Origin of the sequence: Pseudorhizobium halotolerans, from assembly GCF_902153235.2 — a bacterium.
GTDB lineage: Bacteria > Pseudomonadota > Alphaproteobacteria > Rhizobiales > Rhizobiaceae > Neorhizobium > Neorhizobium flavum.
Genome location: NZ_CABFWE030000005.1, coordinates 1,545,735 through 1,569,364 on the forward strand (window position 1 = coordinate 1,545,735; position 23,630 = coordinate 1,569,364).

The following is a 23,630-nucleotide window of genomic DNA, read 5'->3' on the forward strand; positions in this document are numbered from 1 at the left end:
CCGAAAAGTGAGCATGTCACAGTTTTTCGCCCATGGACGCCCAAGACATACCCTCTGTTAAGCTTCGGCCTGTAAGCTCGTCTGGCAGAGTAGGAGACTGGCCGTGGGTGCATTCAGCGGTGGAAAAAATCACTTCCTGAACAAGGAAGAGTCCTTCATGTACGACCGCGAGACGCGGTTCCGCATGGAGGATACCATGAACGCGGCGCGGATCGAGTATACCGAGAATGGCGTGCTGAACATGGCCGCCCGCCGCTGTGAGATCCTGCGCATTTCGCTCAGCGGAGCCATCATCGGCATCCTGACCCAGTACAAGCTGCCCCAGCAGTTCTACCTGGATATTCCGGACGCCCGGATATCCAAGATCGGTTGCCTGCTGATGAAGACCTTTGCCAACAACACGATCGAAGTCCGCTTCCTCCGGTTGTTGAGCCAGAAGGAACTTGATCGGATCTTCGTCTTCAGCACGCACCCCGCCCATCGCGACAAGGTGCTGGACATCCGCTCCTGGTAAGTGCCGCGCGGCACAAGCCGCAAGGTCAGGCGAAGACGCTCGCGCCGTTGTCTGCCGTTCCCGAATTCTTCCGGAAGATCGCAAAAAGCTCGCGGCCCATGCCGAACTCGTTCTGGTCGAGGTCGGCGGTCGCAGGAGCCCGTGCGGAGAACTGGGCTGCGTCGACGAGCACTTCCAAGGTTCCCCTGCTTGCGTCGAGGCGGATCAAGTCGCCGTCCTTGATCCGTGCGATCGGGCCAGCGTCGGAGGCTTCAGGCGTCACGTGGATCGCGGCAGGAACCTTGCCGGAGGCACCTGACATGCGCCCGTCGGTCACCAGCGCGACCTTGTAGCCCCTGTCCTGGAGAACCCCAAGCGGCGGCGTCAGGCGGTGCAGTTCCGGCATGCCGTTGGATTTGGGACCCTGGAAGCGCATGACCGCGATGAAGTCACGGTTGAGGTCGCCTCGCTTGAAGGCATCCTGCAGTTCCTGCTGGTCATGGAAGACGATCGCAGGTGCCTCGATCACGTGCCGCTCCGGCTTGACGGCGGAGATCTTGATGACGGCCTTGCCGAGATTGCCGGTCAGCATCTTGAGCCCGCCGTTCGGCTGGAATGGCGCCTCCGCTTTCGCGAGCACCTTGGCGTCACCGCTTTCTTCCGGCGCCGGCTGCCGAACGATGCTGCCCGCCGCGTCGAGCTTCGCCTCGATCGTGTACGCTTCAAGCCCGTGACCGAAGACGGTGCGGACATCGTCGTGGACGAGCCCCGCCTTCAGCAACTGCTTGATCAGGAACCCCATGCCGCCGGCAGCGTGGAAATGGTTCACGTCGGCCAGCCCGTTAGGGTAAACGCGGGCCAGCAGCGGCACGATGTCGGAGAGCTCAGAGATGTCCTGCCATGTCAGGTGGATACCGGCTGCGCGCGCCATGGCAACAAGATGAAGCGTGTGGTTGGTGGAGCCGCCGGTCGCGTGCAGGCCGACCACGCCATTGACGATGGAGCGCTCGTCGATCATCTCCCCAGCCGGTGTGAACTCGTTGCCGAGCGCCGTGATCGCGAGCGCACGCTTGGCGGCTTCCTTCGTCAGGGCGTCCCGCAACGGCGTGCCCGGATTGATGAAGGAGGCGCCGGGCATGTGGAAGCCCATGATCTCCATCAGCATCTGGTTGGAATTGGCAGTGCCGTAGAACGTGCAGGTGCCGGGGCCATGATAGGATTTGGACTCTGCGTCCAACAGTTCTGCCCGCCCGACCTTTCCTTCCGCGTAGAGCTGGCGGATCCGAGACTTCTCGTCATTGGGCAGCCCCGACGTCATGGGACCTGCGGGGATGAATACGGCCGGCAGGTGACCAAAAGTCAGCGCCGCGATCACCAGGCCCGGGACGATCTTGTCACAGATACCGAGGAAGACGGCCGCGTCGAACATGTTGTGGGAGAGGCCGATGCCTGCAGCCATGGCAATCGCATCGCGCGAGAACAGCGAAAGCTCCATGCCCGGCTGGCCCTGGGTGACGCCGTCGCACATCGCTGGCACCCCCCCAGCGACCTGTGCCACGCCGCCGACCTCCCGGGCCGCTTCGCGGATGATGGCGGGAAAGGTCTCGTAAGGCTGATGCGCCGACAGCATGTCGTTATAGGCGGTGATGATGCCGAGGTTGGGAACCACGTCTGCCGCAAGGTCGGCCTTGTCGGCGGGGGAACAGGCGGCAAAGCCGTGGGCGAGGTTGCCGCAGGAAAGTACTGCCCGATGGGGACCCCGCGAAGCAGCTGAACGAACCTGGTCGAGATAGCGTTCGCGGCGGGGCTTCGAGCGTTCGACGATGCGGGCTGTAATTGCTTCGATCTGCGAGTGAGCAGCCATGGCCATGTCCTTTGGTTCGGGAGCAAGCCGGCTGGGAGCGGCAGATGCCGCCGGATTGCTCCGGGTGATGCTTCGGGCCGGGCGTCAGGGCGCCCAGTAGATGTCCACCGGCGACGAGGCTCGATGAAGAACTGCGCGGATCGGCATCTCCGTCTCGTTGGTGCCTTCCTGCGCTTTGGCCAGCACGTCCTTCTTCGACTGCCCCTCGATATGGAGCACAAGCATTCCGGCATCCGTGAGGCTGGAAAAGGAGAAGGTCAGGCGGGGCTCCTCGGCGCCGTCGGCCTCCATGGGCAGGACAGAGCGAGGCCCGGCGGCGTCGAGCGCCTGGTTCAACGTGCTGCCATGCGGGAAGAAGGAGGCAGTATGGCCATCTCCACCCATGCCGAGGATGACGACGTCGAAAGGTGGGCTGATTGCCTTTGCCGCCGCTGTTGCCGCCTGGGCAGCCTCCTCGACGCTCGGGCGGTCATGGTAGAGGGGAATGAAGTGTGCCGCTGCCGCCTTGCCCTGCAAGAGGTTCTCCCGCACCAGCAGATGATTGGACCGCGGATGATCGGCAGGAACGAAGCGTTCGTCGACCAGCGTGACCGTGACCTTCGCCCAGTCGATGTCCCTGTTGGCGAGTGCCCGGAAGAACCTCTTCGGCGTGGAGCCGCCTGATACGGCGAGACTTGCTTCGCCACGCGCTTCCACTGCCGCGGCAAGGCGATGGGCGACCTGATCGGCAAGCTTTTCCGCCAGTACCGTACCGTCTGAGAATTCGTGCAGGTTCGGTTCCATCACTCAACCCTCGTGCCATGTGCGGCCGTCGCGCTCGATCAGCGCGATTGCCTGGCTTGGACCCCAGGTTCCTGCGGTGTAGCCCTGGACTGCCTGGCCGGTGGATTCCCAGCCCTTCAGGATTGGATCTACCCACTGCCAGGCCGCCTCGACCTCGTCGCGACGCATGAACAGGGTCTGGTTCGAGCGGATCGTATCCATCAGCAGGCGTTCATAGGCATCCGGGTTGCGGACGGCGAAGGCTTCGGCAAAGCTCATGTCGAGTGAGACGCCGCGAAGGCGCATGCCGCCGGGACCAGGGTCCTTGATCATCAGCGACTGCTTGACGCCTTCGTCTGGCTGCAGCCGAATGATCAACTGATTGGCGGAAATGCGCCCGGCCGCTTGGTCGAAGATGTTGTGGGGGATCGGCTTGAAGGTGATGACGATCTCCGACACCCGTGTCGCCAGCCGCTTGCCCGTGCGGATGTAGAAGGGCACCCCGGCCCACCGCCAGTTGCCGATCTCCGCCTTGATGGCGACGAATGTCTCGGTATTCGAGACGCCGCCTTCCAGCTCGTCCAGGTAACCTTTTACCGGCCCTCCAGCAGATGCTCCGGCTCTGTACTGGCCCCGCACAGTCATGTGCTCGACATTGCCCTCGGTGACGGGCTTAAGCGCCCGCAAAACCTTAAGCTTCTCGTCGCGCACCGCCTCGGCGCTGAGCGAAGAGGGGACTTCCATGGCAACAAGGCAGAGCAGTTGAAGGATGTGGTTCTGCACCATGTCGCGCAGTGCGCCGGCCGTGTCGTAATAGCCGGCGCGGCCTTCCAGTCCGACGGCCTCGGCAACCGTGATCTGCACGTGGTCGATATGCTGCGCGTTCCATAGCGGCTCGTAGAGGGCGTTGGCGAAGCGCAGCGCCATCAGGTTCTGCACCGTCTCCTTGCCGAGGTAGTGGTCGATGCGGAAGATCTGCTCTTCCTGGAATACCCGGCCGATGGTGTCGTTGAGTTCGAGTGCCGATGCAAGGTCGCGGCCGATGGGTTTTTCCACCACGATCCGGGTCTGTTTGGTGATAAGCTTGTGGTCGCGGATCTTCTCAGAGATCGCGCCGAAGATCGACGGAGCAACGGCAAGATAGAAGACGCGGACACTATCCTTGCCGCCGTCCAGAAGCTTCTTGAGCTTGTCCCAACCCTGATCCGATTTCGCGTCCACCGGCACGTAGAACAGTCGCTTGCAGAAGCGCTCGACCTCGGCGTCGTTGTATTCCCCGGGCTTGAGATGCTCGCGGAGCGCGTCACGCGCAAAGGTCCGATACTCTTCGTCGGAAAGCGGGCTGCGGGACGCACCGATAATGCGGGTCGGCTCCAGGAACTGTCCTTCGACCTGTCGATGATAGAGCGCCGGCAACAGCTTTCGTTCCGCAAGGTCGCCCGATCCGCCAAACACGACGCAATCAAAGGGATCGACCGGGATGATCTGGCTGCTCATAAGGCTCGTCTCTCGTCTTTTCGAACTCGGACGTTCCTAATCTAATCGATTTAAAAATTCCAGTCCCCAGGCGCATTTTTTGAGGCGCTGTTACACCCGGTCGCGCAGCGCATACCATGTAAGGGCGAGGAACAGCAGCGGCTTGCGCAGATTGGCGCCGCCGGGGAAACTCGGCACATCGAGCGCCTCTAAATCACCCAGCGCATTCGCCGTGCCGGTCAAGCGGTCGGCATAGAGCTTGCCGGAAAAGTTCGACAACATGACGCCATGGCCGGAATAGCCGCCGATCGAGGTGACCCCCGGCATGACTTCGCGGACAAACGGCTGCCGCGGCATGGTGATCCCCACATAGCCGCCCCAGGCATGGGTGATGCGGATATCCTTGAGGGCCGGATAGGTCTCGATGATCTGCCGGCGGATGAAGTTTGCGGTGTCTTCCGGGCTGCTGGAAGAGTAGACTTCGCGGCCGCCGAACAGCAGGCGATTGTCACGCGATTTGCGGAAATAGCGGACGACGAAGCGGGAGTCCGCTACGGCCTCTCCGCCCGGCAGTACGCTCGGGTGGCCGTCCAGCGGCTCGGTTGCCGCTATGAAGGATCCGATCGGCATGATGTGACCGGCCGTCACCGGCTCGAGCTTCTCGATATAGCCGTTGGTGGCGATTAGGACCCGGTCTGCCGAGACCGTACCCCGCGCCGTATCAAGCAGCGTCTTTCCATCTCCCCGTCGGATCGCGGTGACCTTCGTCATCTCGTGGATGTGGGCACCGGCGCTCTGCGCGGCCCGCGCCAGGCCGACCAGCAGCTTGAGCGGGTGGATGTGCCCGGTGCCGGTGTCGCGGACGCCGCAGTAATAGTGTCGCGAGCCTGTCCGCTCTGCCGTTTCTTCCCGGTCCATGAAGCTGAGATGCGGATAGCCATAACGCTTCGCCGCGATCTCGGCATTGGCGCGGTAGTCCCTCTCGTAGCCCGGCTTGTGCGCCACATTCATCTGGCCGGGCGTGTAGTCCATGTCGATCTGGTGCTCGGATGCAAAGTCCAGCAGGTAGCGCTTCGCCTGCTCCGCCATGTCAAACAGCGCTTTCGAGCGCTCGAAACCTATCTTCTGCTCCAGTTCCTCCGGCCAGGCGCGCTGCCCGGTTCCCATCTGGCCGCCATTGCGGCCGGACGCGCCGTCACCGAGGCGGGCGCCTTCCAGCAGGACAACCGACACGCCTCGCCGGGCAAGGTGGAAGGCAGCCTGCAGCCCCGTGAAGCCGCCGCCGACGATCGCCACGTCGGCCACCTTGGAGCCGTCCATGGCAGGATAGGTCGGTCGCTCACCGACAGTGGCCTGATACCAGGATATGCCTGGAGCAATCGGGCTCTGCCACTCACTCATCAGACCACTCAGACGTTGAGGAGCAGGAACTCTCGCTCCCACGGGCTGATGACCTGCATGAAGGTCTCGAATTCGCCGCGCTTGACGCCGGCATAGAGGCCGATGAACTCCGAGCCGAGCACCTCCGCAAGGGCCGGCTCCGCCTCAAGCGCCGAGACGGCCTCCAGAAGACCGCGCGGCAATTCAATCGAACCCTCATTCGCGCTGTGTTCCGTCGGAGGGCCCGGCTCCACCTTGTTCACGATGCCGAGCATCCCGCAGGCAAGGGAGGCTGCCAGCGCCAGATAAGGATTGGCATCGGAACTCGGCAGGCGGTTCTCAACGCGCCGCGCGCCAGCATCGGACACCGGCACGCGGAAGGCCGTGGTGCGGTTGTCGTATCCCCAGGCATTGTTCACCGGCGCCGCCATGTCCGGCGTCAGGCGCCGGTAGGAATTGACATAGGGCGCCATCATGACGAGCGCCTTGGGGACATAGGTCTGCATGCCGCCGATGAAGTGGAAGAACTCGCTGGAGGGCGAGCCGTCCTCGTTGGAAAAGACGTTCCGTCCCGTTTCAATGTCGACCACCGACTGGTGGATGTGCATGGCGGATCCCGCCTGACCCTGCATCGGCTTTGCCATGAACGTCGCGTAGATGCCGTGCTTCAGCGCAGCTTCGCGGATCGTGCGCTTGAAGAGGAAGACCTGGTCGGCCAATTCTATCGGGTCGCCGTGCCGCAGATTGATCTCAAGCTGGGCAGGCCCTTCCTCGTGAATGAGCGTGTCGATCTCCAGGCCCTGCTTCTCGGAGAAATGGTAGATGTCGTCGATCAGTTCATCGAACTCGTTGATGCCGGCGATCGAATACCCCTGGCCGCCGAGAATGGCGCGGCCCGAGCGGCCCTTCGGCGGGTGCAGGGGATAGTCCGGATCATCATTCTTGGCGACGAGGTAGAACTCGATTTCCGGCGCGACCACCGGCTTCCACCCGCGCTCATGATAAAGGTCGACGATGTTCTTCAAGACGGCGCGAGGCGTGTAGGGGACGTTGTCGCCGCCGATGCCGACCACATCGCAGATGACCTGGGCCGTCGGATCCGTCTCCCAAGGCACGACGGAGAGAGTCGAAAGGTCGGGAACCAGCTTCAGGTCGCTGTCGCGTGGCTCATAACGGAAGCTGGCCGTCTCATCCGGATACTCGCCGGAGATCGTGTGTCGGTAGAGAGCGGAAGGCAAGGCCAGCGACGTGTTGGAGGTAAACTTCGACGACGGCATCATCTTGCCGCGCGGGACGCCTGCGAGGTCTGGCGTAATGCACTCGACATCCTCGATGCCGCGCGCCCGCAGCCAGGCGACGGCTTCCTTCCAGTCGTGTACGCCGCGCAGAGAGGTCAGGGCTGGTGGCGTGGGCTGTCCGCCGGTCGATTTCAGCACAGGCCCTGCGGATGGGGAGGCAGGCGACGGTTTCTTGCGCGTCATGAAGCACCGGTTTGCGTTGATCGGAGCGCCATCATAACCAGAGATCGGCAATTGGCGAGGGGGCGGCATTGACTTTGCCCGACTGATCGCAAACAGGGAAACCTGCTGAAGGGAGCCGCACTTGGTCCGCAAATTCGACGCCGTCATTCTTGGAGCCGGAGCCGCGGGGATGATGTGCGCCATTCGTGCCGGGCAGCGCGGGAGGAGGGTCCTGCTCCTCGATCATGCGAAGGCGCCGGGCGAAAAGATCCGCATTTCCGGCGGCGGAAGATGCAACTTCACCAATACCGGGACTTCGGCGGCAAACTACATCTCCGCCAACCCGCACTTCGCCAAGTCGGCCCTTGCGCGCTACACGCCGCGTGATTTCATTGCTCTCGTGGACAAGCATGGCATAGCCTGGCACGAGAAGACGCTCGGGCAGTTGTTCTGTAACGGCAGCGCCAAAGAGATCATCGGAATGCTGACGACAGAGATGCGCGCCGCCAATGTCGAGATGGAGCTCCAGCAGGAGATTTCGTCGGTCGAACACACCGGTGCAGTATTCCGTGTCGGAACGTCAACCGGGCCAGTTGAGTCCCCAGCCTTGGTGGTTGCCACGGGGGGCAAGTCGATCCCGAAGATGGGAGCCACCGGTCTTGCCTATCGGATCGCCGAGCAGTTCGGCTTGAACCTGATCGAAACCCGCCCGGGGCTGGTGCCGTTGACGCTCGATCCGCCATTGCTCGAGCGTCTGGCGCCGCTGTCGGGAGTTTCTGTCCCCGCGGAGGTGCGTCACGGAAAGACGGCCTTTCGCGAAGCCCTCCTCATTACCCACAGGGGTATGAGCGGGCCGGCTATCCTGCAGATATCGTCCTACTGGCGCGAAGGCGACGAGATCCTGCTGAAGATCGAGCCGGAGCATGACCTCTTCCAGATGCTGAGGTCGGCGCGGAGGGAGAATGGCCGCCAGGCGCCTCTGACCGTACTGTCCGAGCTTTTGCCGAGGCGCCTCGCGCAGTACCTCCTGGAAAGGCCGGGCGTCGCGGCCCATGTCCAGCTGGCCGACTGCCCCGACAGGGTGCTGCAGGCGGTCGCTGCCTCGGCCCAGGAATGGCGTGTTCGGCCGGCGGGATCCGAAGGCTATCGCACGGCGGAGGTAACCCTTGGCGGTGTCGATACAAAGGAACTGGATTCGCGCACGCTTGCCGCCAGGAAGGTTCCCGGCCTCCACTTCATCGGCGAGTGCGTCGATGTGACCGGCTGGCTTGGGGGGTATAATTTCCAGTGGGCCTGGGCCTCGGGCCATGTTTGTGGGGACGCATTGTAGGCATCGCTGATTCAAGCCTTGTTAAGGTGCTTTGATCATCCTGCCTTGATGCCGGCAAATTCCTGCTGTCAGGATGTGGCATCCGGCCTGTCGCGGCAGACCGCGACCGACAACGCTCTTGGGGTTCAGATCATGCAAAAAGTTCACCGTGCCCGTGCTGTCGCCATTGCCAAGGCCGAGGATGCCGACCGGCTCTTTCGTCTGCGCCTCCTGTTGCTGTGCGCTGGCGCGACCGCTGCCTTCCTGGTGCTGTCGGCAATTTCCTGATCGTCGCGAATCGTCCTTGGCCGACGGCCTGAGGCTCAAGAGCCTGTCCGCAATCCGGCAGACGGCTGCAGGAGCACTCGGTATCGGCGTCGCGAACCGCTGATAATATCGATCTTCCAGTCCACGCTCCGTCCTTCCTCTATTCTCCCATGCTCGGGATGATGCCACGATCGCAGCGACGACTTCGTACATTGTCTCTACCTCCGAAGATGAAAAGCCGTCGTGTGAGATAGAACGGTTCACAGGCTTCTGAAACAGCGGGAAACGCGCTATGTTTTTCACCAATGAAAAACATAGGTTGGGACACATACGAACTTTTCCTCAAGGTCGCCCGCCATGGCGGCCTGTCCGGCGCCGCCGGTGTCACCGGCTTGAGCCCTGCTACCATCGGACGTCGCATGCTCGAGCTGGAAGGCGGCGTGGGGCGCCCGCTCTTTCTCCGCAGCCGGACCGGCTATCAGCTGACGCCTGAGGGCGCGGTGCTTTTCGAGCAGGTGCAGGAGATGGAAGGTGCGGCACGGCGGATCGATGCGTGGCAACAGGAAAGTGCTTCGCCGCTCGTGAGGATCGCCTGCGGCACCTGGCTTGCCTGGTGGTTGGCAAGGCATCACACACGCCTCCAGACGGCCGAAGAGAACCTCCGCATCGACATGTTCATCGCGGAGCGAAGGGCGAGCCTCGCGCACCGCGAGAGCGATATCGGCATCCGGGCCTTCGAGCCGGAGGAGGGTAATCTTGCCGCGCGCCGTTTGGGCGAAGTGGCTTACGCCGCGTATCGCTCCCGCGAAGCCGCTTCCTCGAGCGAGGAGCGCTGGCTTGCCGTTTCGGAGGAAGAGGCGATTTCCGCTTACCTCCGCTATCCGCACGAGCATCAGGCGGGCGCGATTACAGTGACGGTAAATCGCCCGAGGTCGCTCCGTGACCTGGTGATCGCAGGCGCCGGTATCGCCGTGCTGCCATGTTTCGTGGGGGACAATGACCTTCGGCTGGAACGGGTAGGGGAGGAGATAACCGCCCTGCGTCACACCCAGTGGATCGTGATGAACAACGACGACCGCCACAGGCGGGAGATCCGGACGGTCGTGGATCGGATCACGGAGCTTGTTCGCAGCCATGCCGACCTCTTTGCCGGCCGCCGCCCCGCCTCGACGGGCTGAATGCGCAAAGGGCGCCGCGACATGCGCGACGCCCTTTGCCTATAATGGCCTGCTCAGTGAGCCTGGGTGACAACAACCGGAATGAGGAGATCGCCCCAGTTTCCGTCGCCGCCATGATGACGGGCGGAGCGGACGAGTTCGACCGATACGCCAGCATCGACGGCTTTCATGACCGACTGGTTGAGACGGTGTAGGTCGTTGGCGACCATGCGGATCATGGCCTGCTGGTCGGTCGTCATGGCGGATGCCTGTTCTTCGGCACGTTCCTTGACGCGGGTCTGTGGGGTCATTGCATTTCTCCTCTTATACGCGGGGTTCTTGACGTTGCTGATCCGGACTTTTGTCGGTCTCCTCTCCCCGCGGACGGGAAGAGGTAGGGCGAAGGGCTGTGCCCGGGAGATTATTCGGCGGCCGGCCTGAACTGCTCGGTCTCGGTCGATTCCTTCATGGCTGTGGTCGAGGACTTGCCGCCGGTGATCGCCATGGAGACAGCGTCGAAGTAGCCGGTGCCGACCTCGCGCTGGTGCTTGGTGGCGGTGTAGCCGTTGACCTCTGCCGCGAATTCGGCTTCCTGCAGCTCGGAATAGGCGGCCATCTGCCGATCCTTGTAGCCGCGCGCCAGTTCGAACATGCCGTAGTTCAACTGGTGGAAGCCGGCGAGGGTGATGAACTGGAACTTGTAGCCCATCGCACCCAGCTCCTTCTGGAACTTCGCGATCGTCGCGTCGTCCAGGTTCTTCTTCCAGTTGAACGACGGCGAGCAGTTATAGGCGAGCTTCTTGCCCGGGTGTGCCTTGTGGACGGCTTCGGCGAACTTGCGGGCCTGTTCCAGGTCCGGCTTGCCGGTTTCCATCCAGATCATGTCGCAGTGCGGAGCATAGGCGATCGCACGGGCGATGCAGGGCTCGATGCCATTCTTGACCTGGTAGAAGCCTTCGGCCGTGCGGCCGGCATCGTAGTCGACGAAAGGCTGGTCGCGCTCGTCGATGTCCGACGTCAGGAGCTTAGCGGCCTCGGCATCGGTACGGGCGACGATCAGCGTCGGAACGCCCATGACGTCCGCGGCGAGACGGGCGGCGTTCAGGTTGCGGATATGGGCCGCCGTCGGGATCAGAACCTTGCCGCCGAGATGGCCGCACTTCTTTTCAGAGGCGAGCTGGTCCTCGAAGTGAACGCCTGCGGCGCCGGCTTCGATGAAGGCCTTCATGATCTCGAAGGCATTCAGCGGTCCGCCGAAGCCGGCTTCCGCGTCGGCGACGATAGGCGCAAACCAGGTCTCGACGGAAAGCCCCTTGCCTTCGGCCGTCTCGATCTGGTCGGCGCGCTGCAGTGTGCGGTTGATCCGCTTTGCGAGCTCCGGAGCTGCGTTGGCCGGATAGAGCGACTGGTCCGGATACATGGCGGACGCGGTGTTGGCGTCGGCAGCGACCTGCCAGCCGGAGAGGTAGATGGCCTTCAGGCCGGCGCGGACCATCTGCATGGCCTGGTTGCCGGAGAGCGCGCCGAGGGCGTTGATGAAGGGCTCTTCGTTGATCAGCTTCCACAGGCGATTGGCGCCCATCTCCGCCAGCGTGTAGTTGATCTCGACTGAGCCGCGCAGACGCTTGACGTCCTCCGCCGTATAGGGGCGCTCGATGCCGTCATAACGGTCTTTTGGGGCGTTCGGAACGAGGTTGTAAAAGTCGGTCATCTGCAAGGCTCCATCTTCATTCGTGACTTCCGCATCAGCAACCATAGCTGCCTGCGTCTGTGACGGGATTTACAGATGCAAACGCTGAACTGCCAGAAAATATGCAAAAACAGAGACATTAAAAGGGTTATGATGTCGCTTGTTTGACAAGTGCCGTTGTGAAGATGTAAAAATAGTCAAAGAAGCTGTGTGGTGCGGGCGTGTAAAAAAGGTGACAAATGGCTGAACGCAAGATTTTCGCCGGGCCTCGCGTGCGACGTGTTCGTCTCGGGCTCGGCCTGACGCAGACGGCAATGGCGGAGGCGCTTGGGATATCGCCGTCCTATTTGAACCTGATCGAGCGGAACCAGCGCCCGCTCACGGTGCAACTGCTCATCAAGCTGGCCTCGGTCTACAAGGTCGATCTCGACCTGCTGCAGGGAGAGGGCAACGGCGCAGCGACCCAACTGCGCGAAGTGTTTGCCGATCCTCTCCTGTCGGGCGAAATTCCGGGCGATCAGGAAATCCTCGAAGTCGCGGAGGCTGCTCCCAATGCCGCGCTTGGAATGGTGAAGCTTTACCGGGCTTATCGGGAACAGGCGGCCCGCCTGACGGATCTCACCGACATTCTGGCGAAGGAGGGGCATGAGACTTCAGTTTCTGCAACCCATTTGCCGATCGACGAAGTCCGGGACAGGCTGGAGCGTCGTCCGAACTTCTTCGGCCGGATCGAAGATGCAGCCGAAGAGTTCGTGCAACGCCTGGGTCCAGGGGAGGACCTGCCGGGAGCCTTGAAGGCCTGGCTGAAGGCCGAGCATGGTATTGCCGCGCGCACCCTGCCCATACACGCAATGCCAAATCTGCGACGCCGATATGATCGCCACTCGATGCGGCTCTTTTTGTCCGAGAGGCTGTCTCCCTTCGACAGGACGCGAGAAATGGCCGCCGAGGCGGCACAACTGGCGCTGTCCTCGGAAATCCTGGCGGAACTGGAAGACCTCTCCTTCACCAGCGGCGAGGCACGCCGCATCGGAAGGTTCGAACTGGCACGGTATGCCGCGCATGCGCTGATGATGCCATACGGGGCCTTCCTGTCGGCTGCCCAGAAGGCGCGCTATGACATCGATCTCTTAAGGTCCCGCTTCGATGTCTCGTTCGAGCAGGCGGCCAACCGGATCACCACGCTTTCCAGACCCGGGGCGGTGGGGCTGCCGTTCTTCCTGCTTGAACTGGATCATGCGGGCAATGTCATCCGGCGTGCGGGAGCCCAAGGCTATCCCAGGGCGGCGTTCGGCGGGCTCTGTCCGAAGCTCGGCATCCACTCAGCCTTCGCCCAGCCTGGCCAGATATTGGCGGAAGCAGCTGAAATGCCCGATGGTACCGCCTACCTGACGGTTTCCCGTACCATCGACGGACCTCAGGCGGCTTTCGGAGAACGGATAAGGCGGACCGCCTTGCTCATCGGATGCGAACTGGCGATCGCCGACGAGACTGTTTATGGCCCTGCCGTTGAAAGCACGGCCGCGGGCGTGCTCGCCGGCACGGCCTGCCGCCTCTGCGAAAGACGGGGCTGCCTTGCCCGCGCGGAACCCCCGTTGACGCGCCCGCTGGGGCTTGACGAGATGGTGACCGGATTGAGCGCCTTCGATTTCCAGTAAGCCGATCCTGCAGTGCACATTTTCCTTGTGGCGGCAAAATTTCCTTCTTACTCTCGCCTCGAAATGGGGAACGGCTGCATCGATGGCCGACAAGTCGAACTGGAGAGATCATGAAGACCAAGCTGCTGCATCTTGCTGCGACCGTTGCCAGCCTCGCGGTGACCGCTACGGCCGCCATGGCCCAGGAACGGGTGGTGCATGTCTACAACTGGTCCGACTACATCGATGAGTCGGTGCTGGAAGACTTCACGAAGGAGACCGGCATCAAGGTTGTCTATGACGTGTTCGATTCCAACGAAATCGTCGAGACGAAGCTTCTGGCCGGTGGCTCCGGCTACGACGTCGTGGTTCCGACCGCACCCTTCCTGGCGCGCCAGATCCAGGCGGGCGTTTTCCAGAAGCTCGACAAGTCGAAGCTGCCGAACCTGTCGAACATGTGGCCGGAAATCACCGAGCGCCTGGCCAAGTACGACCCCGGCAACGAGTACGCGGTCAACTACATGTGGGGAACGACCGGGCTTGGCTATAACGTCGATAAGGTCAAGGCAGCGCTTGGCGACGTGCCGGTCGACAGCTGGGACATCCTCTTCAAGCCGGAAAATGCCGAGAAGCTGAAAGCCTGCGGTATCAACATCCTCGACGCCTCCGACGAGACCTTCGCGATCGCGATGAACTACGTCGGCAAAGATCCGGACAGCAAGGAGACGGCCGACCTTGAGGCAGGTGGCGAGGTTTACATGAACATCCGCCCGTTCGTGAAGACTTTCAACTCGTCGGCTTACATCGATGAACTGGCCAATGGCGATACCTGCATCTCGATGGGCTGGTCGGGCGACGTGCTGCAGGCCAAGGCAAGGGCGGAGGAGGCTGCCAACGGCGTGAACGTGGAGTACGTGATTCCGAAGGAAGGCACCTACATGTGGTTCGACAATCTGGCGATCCCGGCGGATGCCAAGAATGTCGAGGAAGCGCATGCCTTCATCAACTTCCTGATGAAGCCCGAGGTCATCGCCAAGGCCTCGAATTACGTCCAGTATGCAAACGGCAACCTGGCATCGCAGGAACTGCTCGACAAGGAAGTCCTGGAAAATCCCTCCGTCTATCCTCCGGCCGAGACCGTGTCGAAGCTCTTCACCATCTCTCCCTATGGGCCGCGTGAGCAACGCGTGCTCAACCGGATCTGGACCCAGATCAAGACCGGCAGCTGATACAGAGGGGCGGGCAGTGACCCGCCCTTCGCATTCTTGTCACTGATACCCGCAACGCTCGATGGAGCAGGCATGGCCAGATCTCTGGGACCCGTGAAACGGACGTTTTCTCCATGGACAGAACCCGACGCCGTACCATTCATCCGCTTTGAGAACATCACGAAGCGCTACGGCGATTTCACCGCCGTCAGCGAGCTGAGCCTCGACATATACGAACGTGAGTTCTTCTCCTTGCTTGGCCCTTCTGGATGCGGCAAGACCACGCTGATGCGGATGCTGGCAGGCTTCGAGGAGCCGACGGAAGGGCGAATCCTGCTGCAAGGCAAGGACATCTCGGGCGTGCCGCCCTATCGGCGCCCGACCAACATGATGTTCCAGAGCTACGCACTCTTCCCCCACATGACGGTGAAGAAGAACATTGCTTTCGGTCTCGAACAGGACAAGCTGCCGAAGGGAGAGATCGACACACGCGTCCAGGAAATGCTGAGGCTCGTCAGGCTGGAGGAGTTTGCGAAGCGCAAGCCCGGCCAATTGTCCGGTGGCCAGCGGCAGCGCGTGGCTCTGGCCCGATCCCTCGCGAAGCGTCCGAAAGTGCTTCTGCTGGACGAACCGCTGGGCGCTCTCGATCGCAAGCTGCGCGAGGAGACGCAGTTCGAACTGATGGATATCCAGCACACGCTGGGCCTGACCTTCCTGATCGTCACCCATGACCAGGAGGAGGCGATGACAGTCTCGGATCGTATTGCGGTGATGGACAAGGGCAGGATCGTTCAGGTTGCCACGCCTGCCGAAATCTACGAGGCGCCCAACAGCCGCTATGTCGCCGATTTCATAGGCGACATCAACATCATGGAAGGTACCGTCACCGGAGTGAGCGGCGGCGGCTCCTCGATGACCGTCACCCTGAACTGCGACGGGTTGGCAGTTTCGGTCGAGCAGGAATGCGCGGCGGTCGAGGGCAGCAAGGCGGCCTTCGCCATCCGGCCGGAAAAAGTACGCATCACTCTCGATCCTCCCGCCGATACGGGCGTCAATGCGGCCCATGGGGAGGTCTGGGACATCGGCTATCTCGGCGATTTTTCCGTCTTTCTTGTCAGGCTGGAGGACGGTCGGATCATCCGCGCCGCGCAGGCAAACGTCTCCAGGCTTGTCGATCGCCCGATTACCTTCGGCGACATGGTCTGGCTGAGCTGGCCTAGGGATGCCGGGCTGATCCTGACCAATTGAGGGGAGTGGAGAATGGCTGACACTGCGGCACCTCCCCAGGCGGGACCAGCGAGATGGCTGGTCGTCATCATCCCATATCTGTGGCTGCTGCTCTTCTTTGCCGCGCCGTTCCTGATCATCCTGAAGATATCGCTGTCCGACACGGCGATCGCCATGCCTCCTTACCTGCCGGTCTTCGAAGGCCCCGGCATGCTCGGCGACTTCGTGCGCCAACTGGACCTCGAAAACTACAGCTTCCTCCTGGAGGACCCACTTTACCTGCAGTCCTACCTCTCCTCTTTGCGCATTGCGGCGATTTCGACCGTCCTCCTGCTGCTGATCGGCTACCCGATCGCACTCGCCATGGCGCGCGCACCGAATTCGTTGCGACCAACCCTGGTCATGCTGGTGATCCTGCCGTTCTGGACTTCGTTCCTAATCCGTGTCTATGCCTGGATCGGCATCCTGAAGCCGGAAGGACTTCTTACGGTTTTACTTCAGGCGCTCGGCTTGCTGGGTCCCGACGAGCAGGTGCAGATCTACCGCACCGACATCGCCGTCTTCATCGGCATCGTCTATTCCTACCTGCCGTTCATGGTTCTCCCACTCTATGCCGCCTTGGAGAAGATGGACGGGACGCTGCTCGAGGCGGCCAGCGATCTCGGCTGCCCGCCCTGGAAGGCCTTCTGGAGGATCACGTTCCCGCTGTCAGTGCCGGGCGTCGTCGCCGGCTCGATGATATGCTTCATCCCGATCACAGGTGAGTTCGTCATCCCCGACCTGCTTGGCGGGGCCCAGACACTGATGATCGGCAAGACCTTGTGGACGGAGTTCTTCGGCAATCGTGACTGGCCGCTCGCATCAGCCGTAGCGGTGCTCCTCCTGCTGGTGCTGGTGGTGCCGATCATGATCTTCCAGAACCAGCAGCAGAAGGTGAGGTGAGCCATGAAGTCCTCACGCTTTGACCCCATCATCCTCACCCTGGGCTTCGCCTTCCTCTACATTCCGATCATCATCCTGGTCATCTACTCTTTCAACGCCTCCCGGCTGGTGACCGTCTGGGGCGGGTTTTCGCTCCAGTGGTATGCGGCCATGTGGTCCAATCAGGGGCTGATGGATGCCGCCTGGGTCACGGCGCGGGTGGGGGTGCTGAGTGCCACGCTTGGGACCGTGCTGGGTACGCTCGCGGCACTTGCGCTGGTTCGCTTTTCACGATTCCCCGGGCGAACGGCATTTTCGGGAATGATCTATGCGCCGCTGGTCATGCCGGAGGTCATCACCGGACTGTCGCTGCTCCTGCTGTTCGTGGCGCTCAACGTCGATCGTGGCTTCTGGACGGTGACGATAGCCCATACGACCTTCACCATGTGCTACGTGGCGATTGTCGTCCAGTCGCGACTCCTCACCTTCGACCGCAGCCTCGAAGAGGCGGCACTCGATCTTGGCTGTCCGCCGGTCAAAACCTTCTTCAAGGTCACGCTTCCGCTCATCATGCCGGCGGTGGTCGCGGGCTGGATGCTGGCCTTCACCCTCTCGCTCGACGATCTGGTCATCGCGAGCTTCACCACCGGACCCGGCGCGACCACCTTGCCAATCAAGATCTATTCGCAGGTGAGGCTGGGGGTGACGCCGGAGATCAACGCAATCTGCACGATTCTCATCGGCCTGGTGACGATCGGTGTCATTTTCGCCTCCATCGCATCAAAGCGTGCAGAGCTCAGGCGCATCCGCGACGAGCATGTTGCTCTGCGGGGAACAACTTGAAGGGACGAAGGCGCCAGCCTTCCGGTCGGCGCCTCACGCCAATCAGTGGCGGTGGTGGCCGAGGTGGGCTTAATCGGATGAAGCCGGAATGGCCGGTGGCATCAGGGCAATTACCATCGGCTCCGAAAGAGAGCCGCCGATGAACAGCACGTTCTCCTCACCCTGCTGTTCTCGTCTGCTGATCGTCGTCGAGAGCGCCAGACCGCCGTCCGTCAGTGGAAGCGCGCCTGAAAATTCCACGCGCAGGCCGTTGCCTTCGATGATGGCCGTCTCGATCTCCGCCAAACCACGTGCGAACGTCGCAGAAAGCGCAAGGCTCTGGTAGTCAAAGTCCTGGCCGTCCGGGTTCGTCAGGGGCTGGTACCGTCCCTGGCGTGCACGGGTCAGGATCGTTTCCGGTTCCAGACCGGCCAAGGTGCCCGGGCCGGTCGTCATGCGAAAGGAGCCCCGGCCCTTGCGCCAGCCCCTCCAGCCGTCCTCCGTCGTTGCCAATGTCACTTCGAAGGAGCCCTGGGCTTGAGGAACCGGGCCACGCAGCCTTAGCGTCTCGAAGATCTCCCCGAGGTCGGCGTTCCGGACAGAGACCGTGACATCGGTGGTGAGCTTTCCCGCCCCTACGGAGGTGATGACCTGACCAGTCATGTCGCCCCCTCCGAGCGTTCCATCCACAAGATCAAAGCGGGACTGACCGTTCTCACGAAGGATGCTTACCGCCGCCTGGGTGAGCGAAAGGTTGGCGAGCGAAACGTCCTGTCCCGAAAGACGCAAGTCGAGCTCCATCCGGTCCAAGAAACTGCCTTTCCCGTCGCCGTCAGGCTTTGGTCTCGTCGCTGCCTGCAGGTCGGCGAGGTCGAAGCGGTTCGCGGCTAGCGTCCCCGTCACGCGCAGGGGGCGATCCTGCGGGAGCAGCAGGTCAATTATTCCCGTCGCTTCCATCCACTCTGTCGTGAGATGCAGTTCATCAAAGCGCAGTGCTCTCTCAGTTGTCAGCAGCCGGGCCTCGATCGACAATCGTCCATCTGATGCAAGGTCTGAAATCGGCACTCCTGCCCATGCGAGAGCAGCTTGCGCGTTTGGTGTTGAGAGCTTGACTGGTCCGGACAGGAAGCCTCCTTTCGCGAGGTCTGCGGTTCCGGCAAACTCGGCTGCCAGCAGGTCCGAGTTGAGGGAGAGTTCAAGGGACGCAGACCGACCCGCAAGAAGGAGTAGAGGCTGACCTGAGGAGCCGGAAAGCTGCAATGCCTGCCCATTGACCACCGCCGTCACATGCAGCGAGGCTGGCTCGGACAGTCGGGGCCAATCGAGATCACCCGTAATTCCACGCCCCGACCAGACGCGCCCAGTCGCAGCGTCTTTCACCTCGACCCGACCGTTGTTGATCGTGACATCGCCCAGGGCAAGGTCCAGTGACCGATCGAGAACCACGCGTCCGTCCACCTCGACAGCACTGCGTATTGCGCCAGTGAGCCGACCCTCCTGCGCCCAATCCAGGCGGCCCTCCTCGTCACGCAAGAGGAATATCTCCGGGTCGAAGAACGTGAAGTCGCGAAACTCCAGGCTTCCCCCCATCGCCTTGAGGAGGCGGAAGTCAGCCGTCATCCGCGAGACGCGCGCCAGAACGCGAATGCCTGAGGGCGTTTGTTTCGTGACGACGATACGGCTGACCTCGATTTCGGGCTCGGGCCAGAAGCTGAGTTTTGGAGGTCCTTCTATGCGAACATCATGGCCAGTCCAATCGGACAGTGCACGCTCTATTCCATCCCGTACGATCGAGCTGGAGATCAGAACAGGCGCCAGCGCCTGAACAGCCAGCACTAGCCCCACAAGAAGCAGGATACCCGCGCCGAACGGACGCCACGAGCGGCGAAACAGTCGCTTCGAGGTTACGCCAACTCCCTCTGCCATAGGCCTCCTAAGCCTCGCGGGCTCTCGCGGTAATCTTGATCAAGTTGCTGGGTAAGGCCTGCGGATACAGTAAATGGGCTTCTGGCGCAAACTGGGCTCCGGATCAGATCATTGGCCGTTTATCTTGCGCTGCAGCATTGCTATAGGGAAGGTGTTCTTGGGATGGAGGAGACCCTATGAATTCTGATCAGCCGCTATGGACACCGTCGGACCTTCGACAGGATTTGCCACTTCGATCGTTCATGTCCTGGTGCGCCGGACGACATGGAAGCCCCACGACCTCCGTGGATGACTTCCATGCGTGGTCTGTGAGGGAACCGGAGGCATTCTGGATGGCCATCTGGCAGTTCTGCAGCGTCAAGGGGGAGCCTGGCGCTCGTGTGCTGGTGAACGGTGGCGATATGCTCGGAGCCCGCTTCTTTCCGGACGCCAGGTTGAATTTCGCGGAAAACCTCCTGTCCCAGTGCGGTGCTGGCGAAGCCATCATCTTCAGAGGGGAGGACAAGGCTCGCGATACATGGTCATGGGATCGCCTCCGCGACAACGTTTCCCGCCTCCAGCAGGCGATGCGGGCGGCCGGCGTCCGGGAAGGTGATCGCGTCGCTGCGATGATGCCCAATATGCCTGAGACGGTGGCGCTGATGCTCGCGGCGGCGTCGATCGGCGCCGTCTGGTCCTCCTGTTCGCCCGATTTTGGTGAGCAGGGTGTGCTGGACCGGTTCGGCCAGATTGCGCCCAAGCTCTTCATCGCCTGTGATGGCTATTGGTACAATGGAAAGCTGCAGGACGTCGCGGATAAGGTCCGGACGGTTGCCGCTGCGCTTGCCGTTCCGGTGCTGGTCGTCCCCTATGCCGGTGATGCGCCGGCGCTCGCCGCTTCGCTTGCCGACGGTCGGACGTTTGCGGACTTCATTGCTCCGTTCGAAGCGCGCGAGGTCGAATATCTGCTCCTTCCCTTCGCGCACCCACTCTACATCCTCTTCTCGTCTGGAACGACAGGCGTGCCGAAGTGTATCGTTCATTCCGCCGGCGGGGTCCTGCTCCAACACTTGAAGGAGCACCGCCTTCACTGCAGCATCGAGCCGGGCGAGAGGCTGTTCTACTTCACCACCTGCGGATGGATGATGTGGAACTGGCTGGTGTCGGGGCTCGCGGTCGGAGCGACGCTCTGCCTGTTCGATGGTTCGCCCTTCGCACCGGATGAAAAAGTGCTGTTTGATTATGCCCAGGATGAGCGATTCGCTGTATTCGGGACTTCGGCCAAGTACATCGACGCGGTACGCAAGAGCGGACTCGTTCCGCGAGAGACCCACGACTTGTCCCATTTGCGGCTGATGACCTCGACGGGATCACCGCTCTCTCCCGAGGGCTTCTCCTTCGTCTATGAAGGCATCAAGTCGGACATCCACCTTGCGTCCATCTCCGGGGGGACGGACATCGTCTCCTGCTTCGTGCTCGGCAACCCGCTTAAGCCGGTCTGGCGGGGTGAGATCCAGGGACCGGGGCTTGGGCTGGCGGTCGATGTCTGGAACGATAACGGGCAGCCCGTGCGCGGAGAAAAGGGCGAGCTCGTCTGCACCAGGCCATTTCCCTCCATGCCGATCAGGTTCTGGAATGACCCGGAAGGCGAGAAGTATCGAGCCGCCTACTTCGACCGGTTCGAGAATGTCTGGTGCCATGGCGACTTCGCCGAGTGGACCGAGCATGGCGGCATCATCATCCATGGGCGCTCGGATGCGACCCTCAATCCAGGCGGGGTGCGCATCGGTACCGCCGAGATCTATAATCAGGTCGAACAGCTTCCGGAGATCGCCGAGGCCATCTGCATCGGCCAGGATTGGGACGGGGACGTACGCGTCGTCCTCTTCGTACGTCTTGCGCCGGGAGCCGTGCTCGATGATGAACTTGTGAAGGCCATCAGGAACCAGATACGCACCGGCGCGTCCCCGCGGCATGTCCCGGCCAAGGTCATTGCCGTTGCAGATATACCGAGGACCAAGTCCGGCAAGATCGTCGAACTAGCGGTGCGGGATGTGGTCCATGGACGGGCGGTCAAGAACAAGGAGGCTTTGGCCAATCCGGAGGCGCTGGACCTTTTCGCTGACCTCCTCGAGCTCCGGACTTGATAGGCAGGATGACGCGGAGGACCCTCTAGTCGAGACACATCCGCTTCAGTTTGGGGCGGGACTGACGGTTGCCAGAGATCGTGTGCCACTTTAACGCATCGTTAAGTCGCACCGGCAAAGATTGCAGCAGTAGCGGGCGACATCGCTAAACCCGTCCGAAGCAGCAGGCGCTTGGGGCATCAGGATGTCCGAACGCACGTGACACAGCATTACCTCGAAAGGCGGCTTTGGCCGCCTTCTTTTTTGATCAGCGCTGCCTGTCCAAGGAACGTGAAACGATCAGGACAGGGATCAGGCCCGCAAGGATGATGATCATCGCGGCAACTGACGCATCCTCGATCCGGGCACGGGAAGCATCCTCGTAAACCAGCGTCGCGAGCGTATTGAAGTTGAACGGTCGCAACAGCATCGTGGCCGAAAGCTCCTTCATGGTTTCGATGAAGACCATGAGCGCCGCCGTCATCAAGGCTGGACCAAGATTGGGAAGGAGAATGGTCGCCAGCGTCTGTCGTTGGTTGCGGCCAAGCGTGCGTGCGGCCATGTCCAGGTGAGGAGAGAGTTTGTGGAACCCGGCTTCCAATGTTCCCTCCGCCATGGTCATGAACCGGGCCGTGCAGGCATAGACGATCGCCGCGCCGCTACCCGAGAGAAGAAGGCCGGTTGATATGCCGACATTCGAACGAAGGAAGCCGTCGACCGCATTGTCAAAACCGGCCATGGGGATGAGCACGCCGATGGCCAGCACTGTCCCCGGGACGCCATAGCCGAGGGAGGCGATACGCCCCGCCATCGTGACACCGGATGACCGGTCGTTGCGGATAGAGTAGGCAAGGACAAGGCCGAACAGGACGGCGATCATCGCGGTCAGCGAGGAAACGACCAGGCTGTTCCAGAGCGCGTCGAGCAGCCGAGGATCGAGATAGTCGCCGAGCCGTCGGGAGGCGAACCCGCCGAGGACAACGACCGGAATTGCAAAGCCGGTCACGACCGGAAGAAGGCAGAACGCCGTTGCACCCGCAGCTGCCACGCCGATAAGTCGGGTTCGCACAACGTCATGTACCGCGCCGGTGGTCCGGTTCGTGGAGAAGCGCTGGCTGCGACGCGCCGCCTGCTCGAGCCAGATCAGAAGTGCGACGATCCCCAGCATCACGGCAGCGATCTGTGCCGCCCCGCTCAGGCTGCCCCGGTTCAGCCATGTATCATAGACGGAGAAGGTCAGGGTATTGATGCCGAGGAATTGCACGGCGCCGATATCGTTCAAAGTCTCCATCGTTACCAGCGTCAGGCCGATCATGATCGCGGGGCGCGCCATCGGGATCTGAATGCGCCAGAACACTCTGGCCTGACTGGCGCCGAGCGTCCGTGCAACATCGGCGGCGGCTCGCCCCTGCATGAGGAACATCGAGCGACAGGCGAGGTAGACGTACGGATAGAGCACCGAACTCAGGACGAGAACCGCGCCACCCATCGACCGAATGTCCGGGAACCAGTACTCGCGAGAGCTTTGAAAGCCGAAGGCTGCGCGGTAGGCCGTCTGCAGAGGGCCTGTGAAATCCGTGAACTCGCCGAAGGCATAGGCGGCGAGATAGGAAGGGATCGCAAGCGGCAAGACGAGCATGACCGACAGCATGCTGCGCATGGGGAATTCGTAGCTCGTAACGAGCCATGCCGTAAGAGTACCAACGAGGGCACATACAAGCCCCGTCAGGCCCAGGAGTTGCAGGGTGCGCAGGCTTGCGCGAGGGATGACCGTGGACGCGACATGCCGCCACGTGTCATCACCCCCCTGGAGCGCGATCCACACCACGGCAATCACCGGCATGGCGACCACGGCTGCCGTGACGATCGCCAGCGCAGACGTGGCGCGTCGGGGGCGTCGGGGGGGGCGACTGGCCGGATACGGGG

The 23,630-nt window shown here is 62.0% G+C and carries 19 protein-coding genes; 10 read left to right on the top strand and 9 right to left on the bottom strand.

Annotated elements, in window-relative coordinates; genetic code table 11:
• The first annotated feature begins 157 nt into the window (after window positions 1–157).
• Window positions 158–514 carry a hypothetical protein gene (locus FN060_RS12555; RefSeq protein WP_142588489.1) on the top strand — a complete coding sequence of 119 codons (357 nt, stop codon included), beginning with the start codon at window positions 158–160 and terminating at the stop codon, window positions 512–514.
• A gap of 25 nt (window positions 515–539) precedes the next feature.
• On the opposite strand, the gene edd is transcribed toward FN060_RS12555, so the two are convergent.
• The 5 genes from edd to FN060_RS12580 form a co-directional block, all read right to left on the bottom strand.
• On the bottom strand, window positions 540–2,357 hold the full coding sequence (gene edd, locus FN060_RS12560; protein WP_142588298.1) for a phosphogluconate dehydratase: 1,818 nt from the start codon (window positions 2,355–2,357) through the stop codon (window positions 540–542).
• Between the two features lie 84 nt (window positions 2,358–2,441).
• On the bottom strand, window positions 2,442–3,140 hold the full coding sequence (gene pgl / locus FN060_RS12565; RefSeq protein ID WP_142588299.1) for a 6-phosphogluconolactonase: 699 nt from the start codon (window positions 3,138–3,140) through the stop codon (window positions 2,442–2,444).
• A 3-nt stretch (window positions 3,141–3,143) separates the two neighbouring features.
• A complete protein-coding gene (gene zwf / locus FN060_RS12570; RefSeq protein WP_142588300.1) occupies window positions 3,144–4,616 on the bottom strand; it encodes a glucose-6-phosphate dehydrogenase in 1,473 nt (490 codons plus the stop codon).
• Between the two features lie 90 nt (window positions 4,617–4,706).
• Window positions 4,707–5,996, bottom strand: a complete 1,290-nt coding sequence (locus FN060_RS12575) for an NAD(P)/FAD-dependent oxidoreductase (protein ID WP_142588301.1) — start codon at window positions 5,994–5,996, stop codon at window positions 4,707–4,709.
• Window positions 5,997–6,004: 8 nt separating this feature from the next.
• A complete protein-coding gene (locus tag FN060_RS12580) occupies window positions 6,005–7,456 on the bottom strand; it encodes a glutamine synthetase family protein (protein WP_077549102.1) in 1,452 nt (483 codons plus the stop codon).
• A gap of 121 nt (window positions 7,457–7,577) precedes the next feature.
• Between FN060_RS12580 and FN060_RS12585 the strand changes: the two genes are divergently transcribed.
• The 3 genes from FN060_RS12585 to FN060_RS12590 all read left to right on the top strand — a co-directional run bounded on the left by FN060_RS12585 (window position 7,578) and on the right by FN060_RS12590 (window position 10,189).
• Window positions 7,578–8,765 (top strand): BaiN/RdsA family NAD(P)/FAD-dependent oxidoreductase, encoded by a 1,188-nt coding sequence (locus FN060_RS12585; protein ID WP_142588302.1) that lies wholly within the window; start codon window positions 7,578–7,580, stop codon window positions 8,763–8,765.
• Window positions 8,766–8,897: 132 nt separating this feature from the next.
• Window positions 8,898–9,032, top strand: a complete 135-nt coding sequence (locus tag FN060_RS23380; protein ID WP_280514325.1) for a hypothetical protein — start codon at window positions 8,898–8,900, stop codon at window positions 9,030–9,032.
• A gap of 284 nt (window positions 9,033–9,316) precedes the next feature.
• Window positions 9,317–10,189, top strand: coding sequence for a LysR family transcriptional regulator (locus tag FN060_RS12590; protein ID WP_142588303.1), 873 nt, complete (start codon window positions 9,317–9,319; stop codon window positions 10,187–10,189).
• A 53-nt stretch (window positions 10,190–10,242) separates the two neighbouring features.
• Here the strand turns inward: FN060_RS12590 and FN060_RS12595 are convergent, their stop codons facing one another.
• Window positions 10,243–10,479, bottom strand: coding sequence for an SMc00767 family acetate metabolism repressor (locus FN060_RS12595; protein ID WP_052637005.1), 237 nt, complete (start codon window positions 10,477–10,479; stop codon window positions 10,243–10,245).
• Between the two features lie 110 nt (window positions 10,480–10,589).
• Window positions 10,590–11,879: an isocitrate lyase gene (gene aceA, locus FN060_RS12600; RefSeq protein WP_142588304.1), complete on the bottom strand. Its 1,290-nt coding sequence runs from the start codon at window positions 11,877–11,879 to the stop codon at window positions 10,590–10,592.
• Window positions 11,880–12,097: 218 nt separating this feature from the next.
• Here aceA and FN060_RS12605 point away from each other — a divergent pair, with 218 nt between their 5' ends.
• The 5 genes from FN060_RS12605 to FN060_RS12625 all read left to right on the top strand — a co-directional run bounded on the left by FN060_RS12605 (window position 12,098) and on the right by FN060_RS12625 (window position 17,694).
• A complete protein-coding gene (locus FN060_RS12605) occupies window positions 12,098–13,516 on the top strand; it encodes a helix-turn-helix domain-containing protein (protein ID WP_142588305.1) in 1,419 nt (472 codons plus the stop codon).
• A 110-nt stretch (window positions 13,517–13,626) separates the two neighbouring features.
• Complete coding sequence (locus FN060_RS12610) at window positions 13,627–14,724, top strand: polyamine ABC transporter substrate-binding protein (RefSeq protein WP_142588306.1); 1,098 nt, start codon at window positions 13,627–13,629, stop codon at window positions 14,722–14,724.
• 72 nt (window positions 14,725–14,796) lie between these two features.
• A complete protein-coding gene (locus FN060_RS12615; RefSeq protein ID WP_142588307.1) occupies window positions 14,797–15,951 on the top strand; it encodes an ABC transporter ATP-binding protein in 1,155 nt (384 codons plus the stop codon).
• A 12-nt stretch (window positions 15,952–15,963) separates the two neighbouring features.
• Window positions 15,964–16,872 carry an ABC transporter permease subunit gene (locus FN060_RS12620; protein ID WP_142588308.1) on the top strand — a complete coding sequence of 303 codons (909 nt, stop codon included), beginning with the start codon at window positions 15,964–15,966 and terminating at the stop codon, window positions 16,870–16,872.
• Window positions 16,873–16,875: 3 nt separating this feature from the next.
• Window positions 16,876–17,694 carry an ABC transporter permease gene (locus tag FN060_RS12625; RefSeq protein WP_077549111.1) on the top strand — a complete coding sequence of 273 codons (819 nt, stop codon included), beginning with the start codon at window positions 16,876–16,878 and terminating at the stop codon, window positions 17,692–17,694.
• A gap of 69 nt (window positions 17,695–17,763) precedes the next feature.
• On the opposite strand, the gene FN060_RS12630 is transcribed toward FN060_RS12625, so the two are convergent.
• Window positions 17,764–19,599 carry an AsmA family protein gene (locus tag FN060_RS12630; RefSeq protein ID WP_142588309.1) on the bottom strand — a complete coding sequence of 612 codons (1,836 nt, stop codon included), beginning with the start codon at window positions 19,597–19,599 and terminating at the stop codon, window positions 17,764–17,766.
• A gap of 176 nt (window positions 19,600–19,775) precedes the next feature.
• On the opposite strand from FN060_RS12630, the gene FN060_RS12635 reads away from it, so the two are divergent.
• On the top strand, window positions 19,776–21,725 hold the full coding sequence (locus FN060_RS12635) for an acetoacetate--CoA ligase (protein WP_142588310.1): 1,950 nt from the start codon (window positions 19,776–19,778) through the stop codon (window positions 21,723–21,725).
• Between the two features lie 247 nt (window positions 21,726–21,972).
• Here the strand turns inward: FN060_RS12635 and FN060_RS12640 are convergent, their stop codons facing one another.
• Window positions 21,973–23,547 (bottom strand): ABC transporter permease, encoded by a 1,575-nt coding sequence (locus FN060_RS12640; protein ID WP_142588490.1) that lies wholly within the window; start codon window positions 23,545–23,547, stop codon window positions 21,973–21,975.
• Between the last annotated feature and the right edge of the window lie 83 nt (window positions 23,548–23,630).

Bases quoted from the DNA above. Each gene is read 5' to 3' on its own strand.
- FN060_RS12635 (WP_142588310.1), top strand. From the start codon at position 19,776: ATGAATTCTGATCAGCCGCTATGGACACCGTCGGACCTTCGACAGGAT.
- FN060_RS12630 (WP_142588309.1), bottom strand. From the start codon at position 19,599: ATGGCAGAGGGAGTTGGCGTAACCTCGAAGCGACTGTTTCGCCGCTCG.
- FN060_RS23380 (WP_280514325.1), top strand. From the start codon at position 8,898: ATGCAAAAAGTTCACCGTGCCCGTGCTGTCGCCATTGCCAAGGCCGAG.
- FN060_RS12610 (WP_142588306.1), top strand. From the start codon at position 13,627: ATGAAGACCAAGCTGCTGCATCTTGCTGCGACCGTTGCCAGCCTCGCG.
- FN060_RS12615 (WP_142588307.1), top strand. From the start codon at position 14,797: ATGGCCAGATCTCTGGGACCCGTGAAACGGACGTTTTCTCCATGGACA.
- FN060_RS12625 (WP_077549111.1), top strand. From the start codon at position 16,876: ATGAAGTCCTCACGCTTTGACCCCATCATCCTCACCCTGGGCTTCGCC.
- edd (WP_142588298.1), bottom strand. From the start codon at position 2,357: ATGGCTGCTCACTCGCAGATCGAAGCAATTACAGCCCGCATCGTCGAA.
- FN060_RS12640 (WP_142588490.1), bottom strand. From the start codon at position 23,547: ATGCCGGTGATTGCCGTGGTGTGGATCGCGCTCCAGGGGGGTGATGAC.
- FN060_RS12605 (WP_142588305.1), top strand. From the start codon at position 12,098: ATGGCTGAACGCAAGATTTTCGCCGGGCCTCGCGTGCGACGTGTTCGT.
- zwf (WP_142588300.1), bottom strand. From the start codon at position 4,616: ATGAGCAGCCAGATCATCCCGGTCGATCCCTTTGATTGCGTCGTGTTT.
- FN060_RS12555 (WP_142588489.1), top strand. From the start codon at position 158: ATGTACGACCGCGAGACGCGGTTCCGCATGGAGGATACCATGAACGCG.
- FN060_RS12595 (WP_052637005.1), bottom strand. From the start codon at position 10,479: ATGACCCCACAGACCCGCGTCAAGGAACGTGCCGAAGAACAGGCATCC.
- pgl (WP_142588299.1), bottom strand. From the start codon at position 3,140: ATGGAACCGAACCTGCACGAATTCTCAGACGGTACGGTACTGGCGGAA.
- aceA (WP_142588304.1), bottom strand. From the start codon at position 11,879: ATGACCGACTTTTACAACCTCGTTCCGAACGCCCCAAAAGACCGTTAT.
- FN060_RS12620 (WP_142588308.1), top strand. From the start codon at position 15,964: ATGGCTGACACTGCGGCACCTCCCCAGGCGGGACCAGCGAGATGGCTG.
- FN060_RS12580 (WP_077549102.1), bottom strand. From the start codon at position 7,456: ATGACGCGCAAGAAACCGTCGCCTGCCTCCCCATCCGCAGGGCCTGTG.
- FN060_RS12575 (WP_142588301.1), bottom strand. From the start codon at position 5,996: ATGAGTGAGTGGCAGAGCCCGATTGCTCCAGGCATATCCTGGTATCAG.
- FN060_RS12590 (WP_142588303.1), top strand. From the start codon at position 9,317: ATGAAAAACATAGGTTGGGACACATACGAACTTTTCCTCAAGGTCGCC.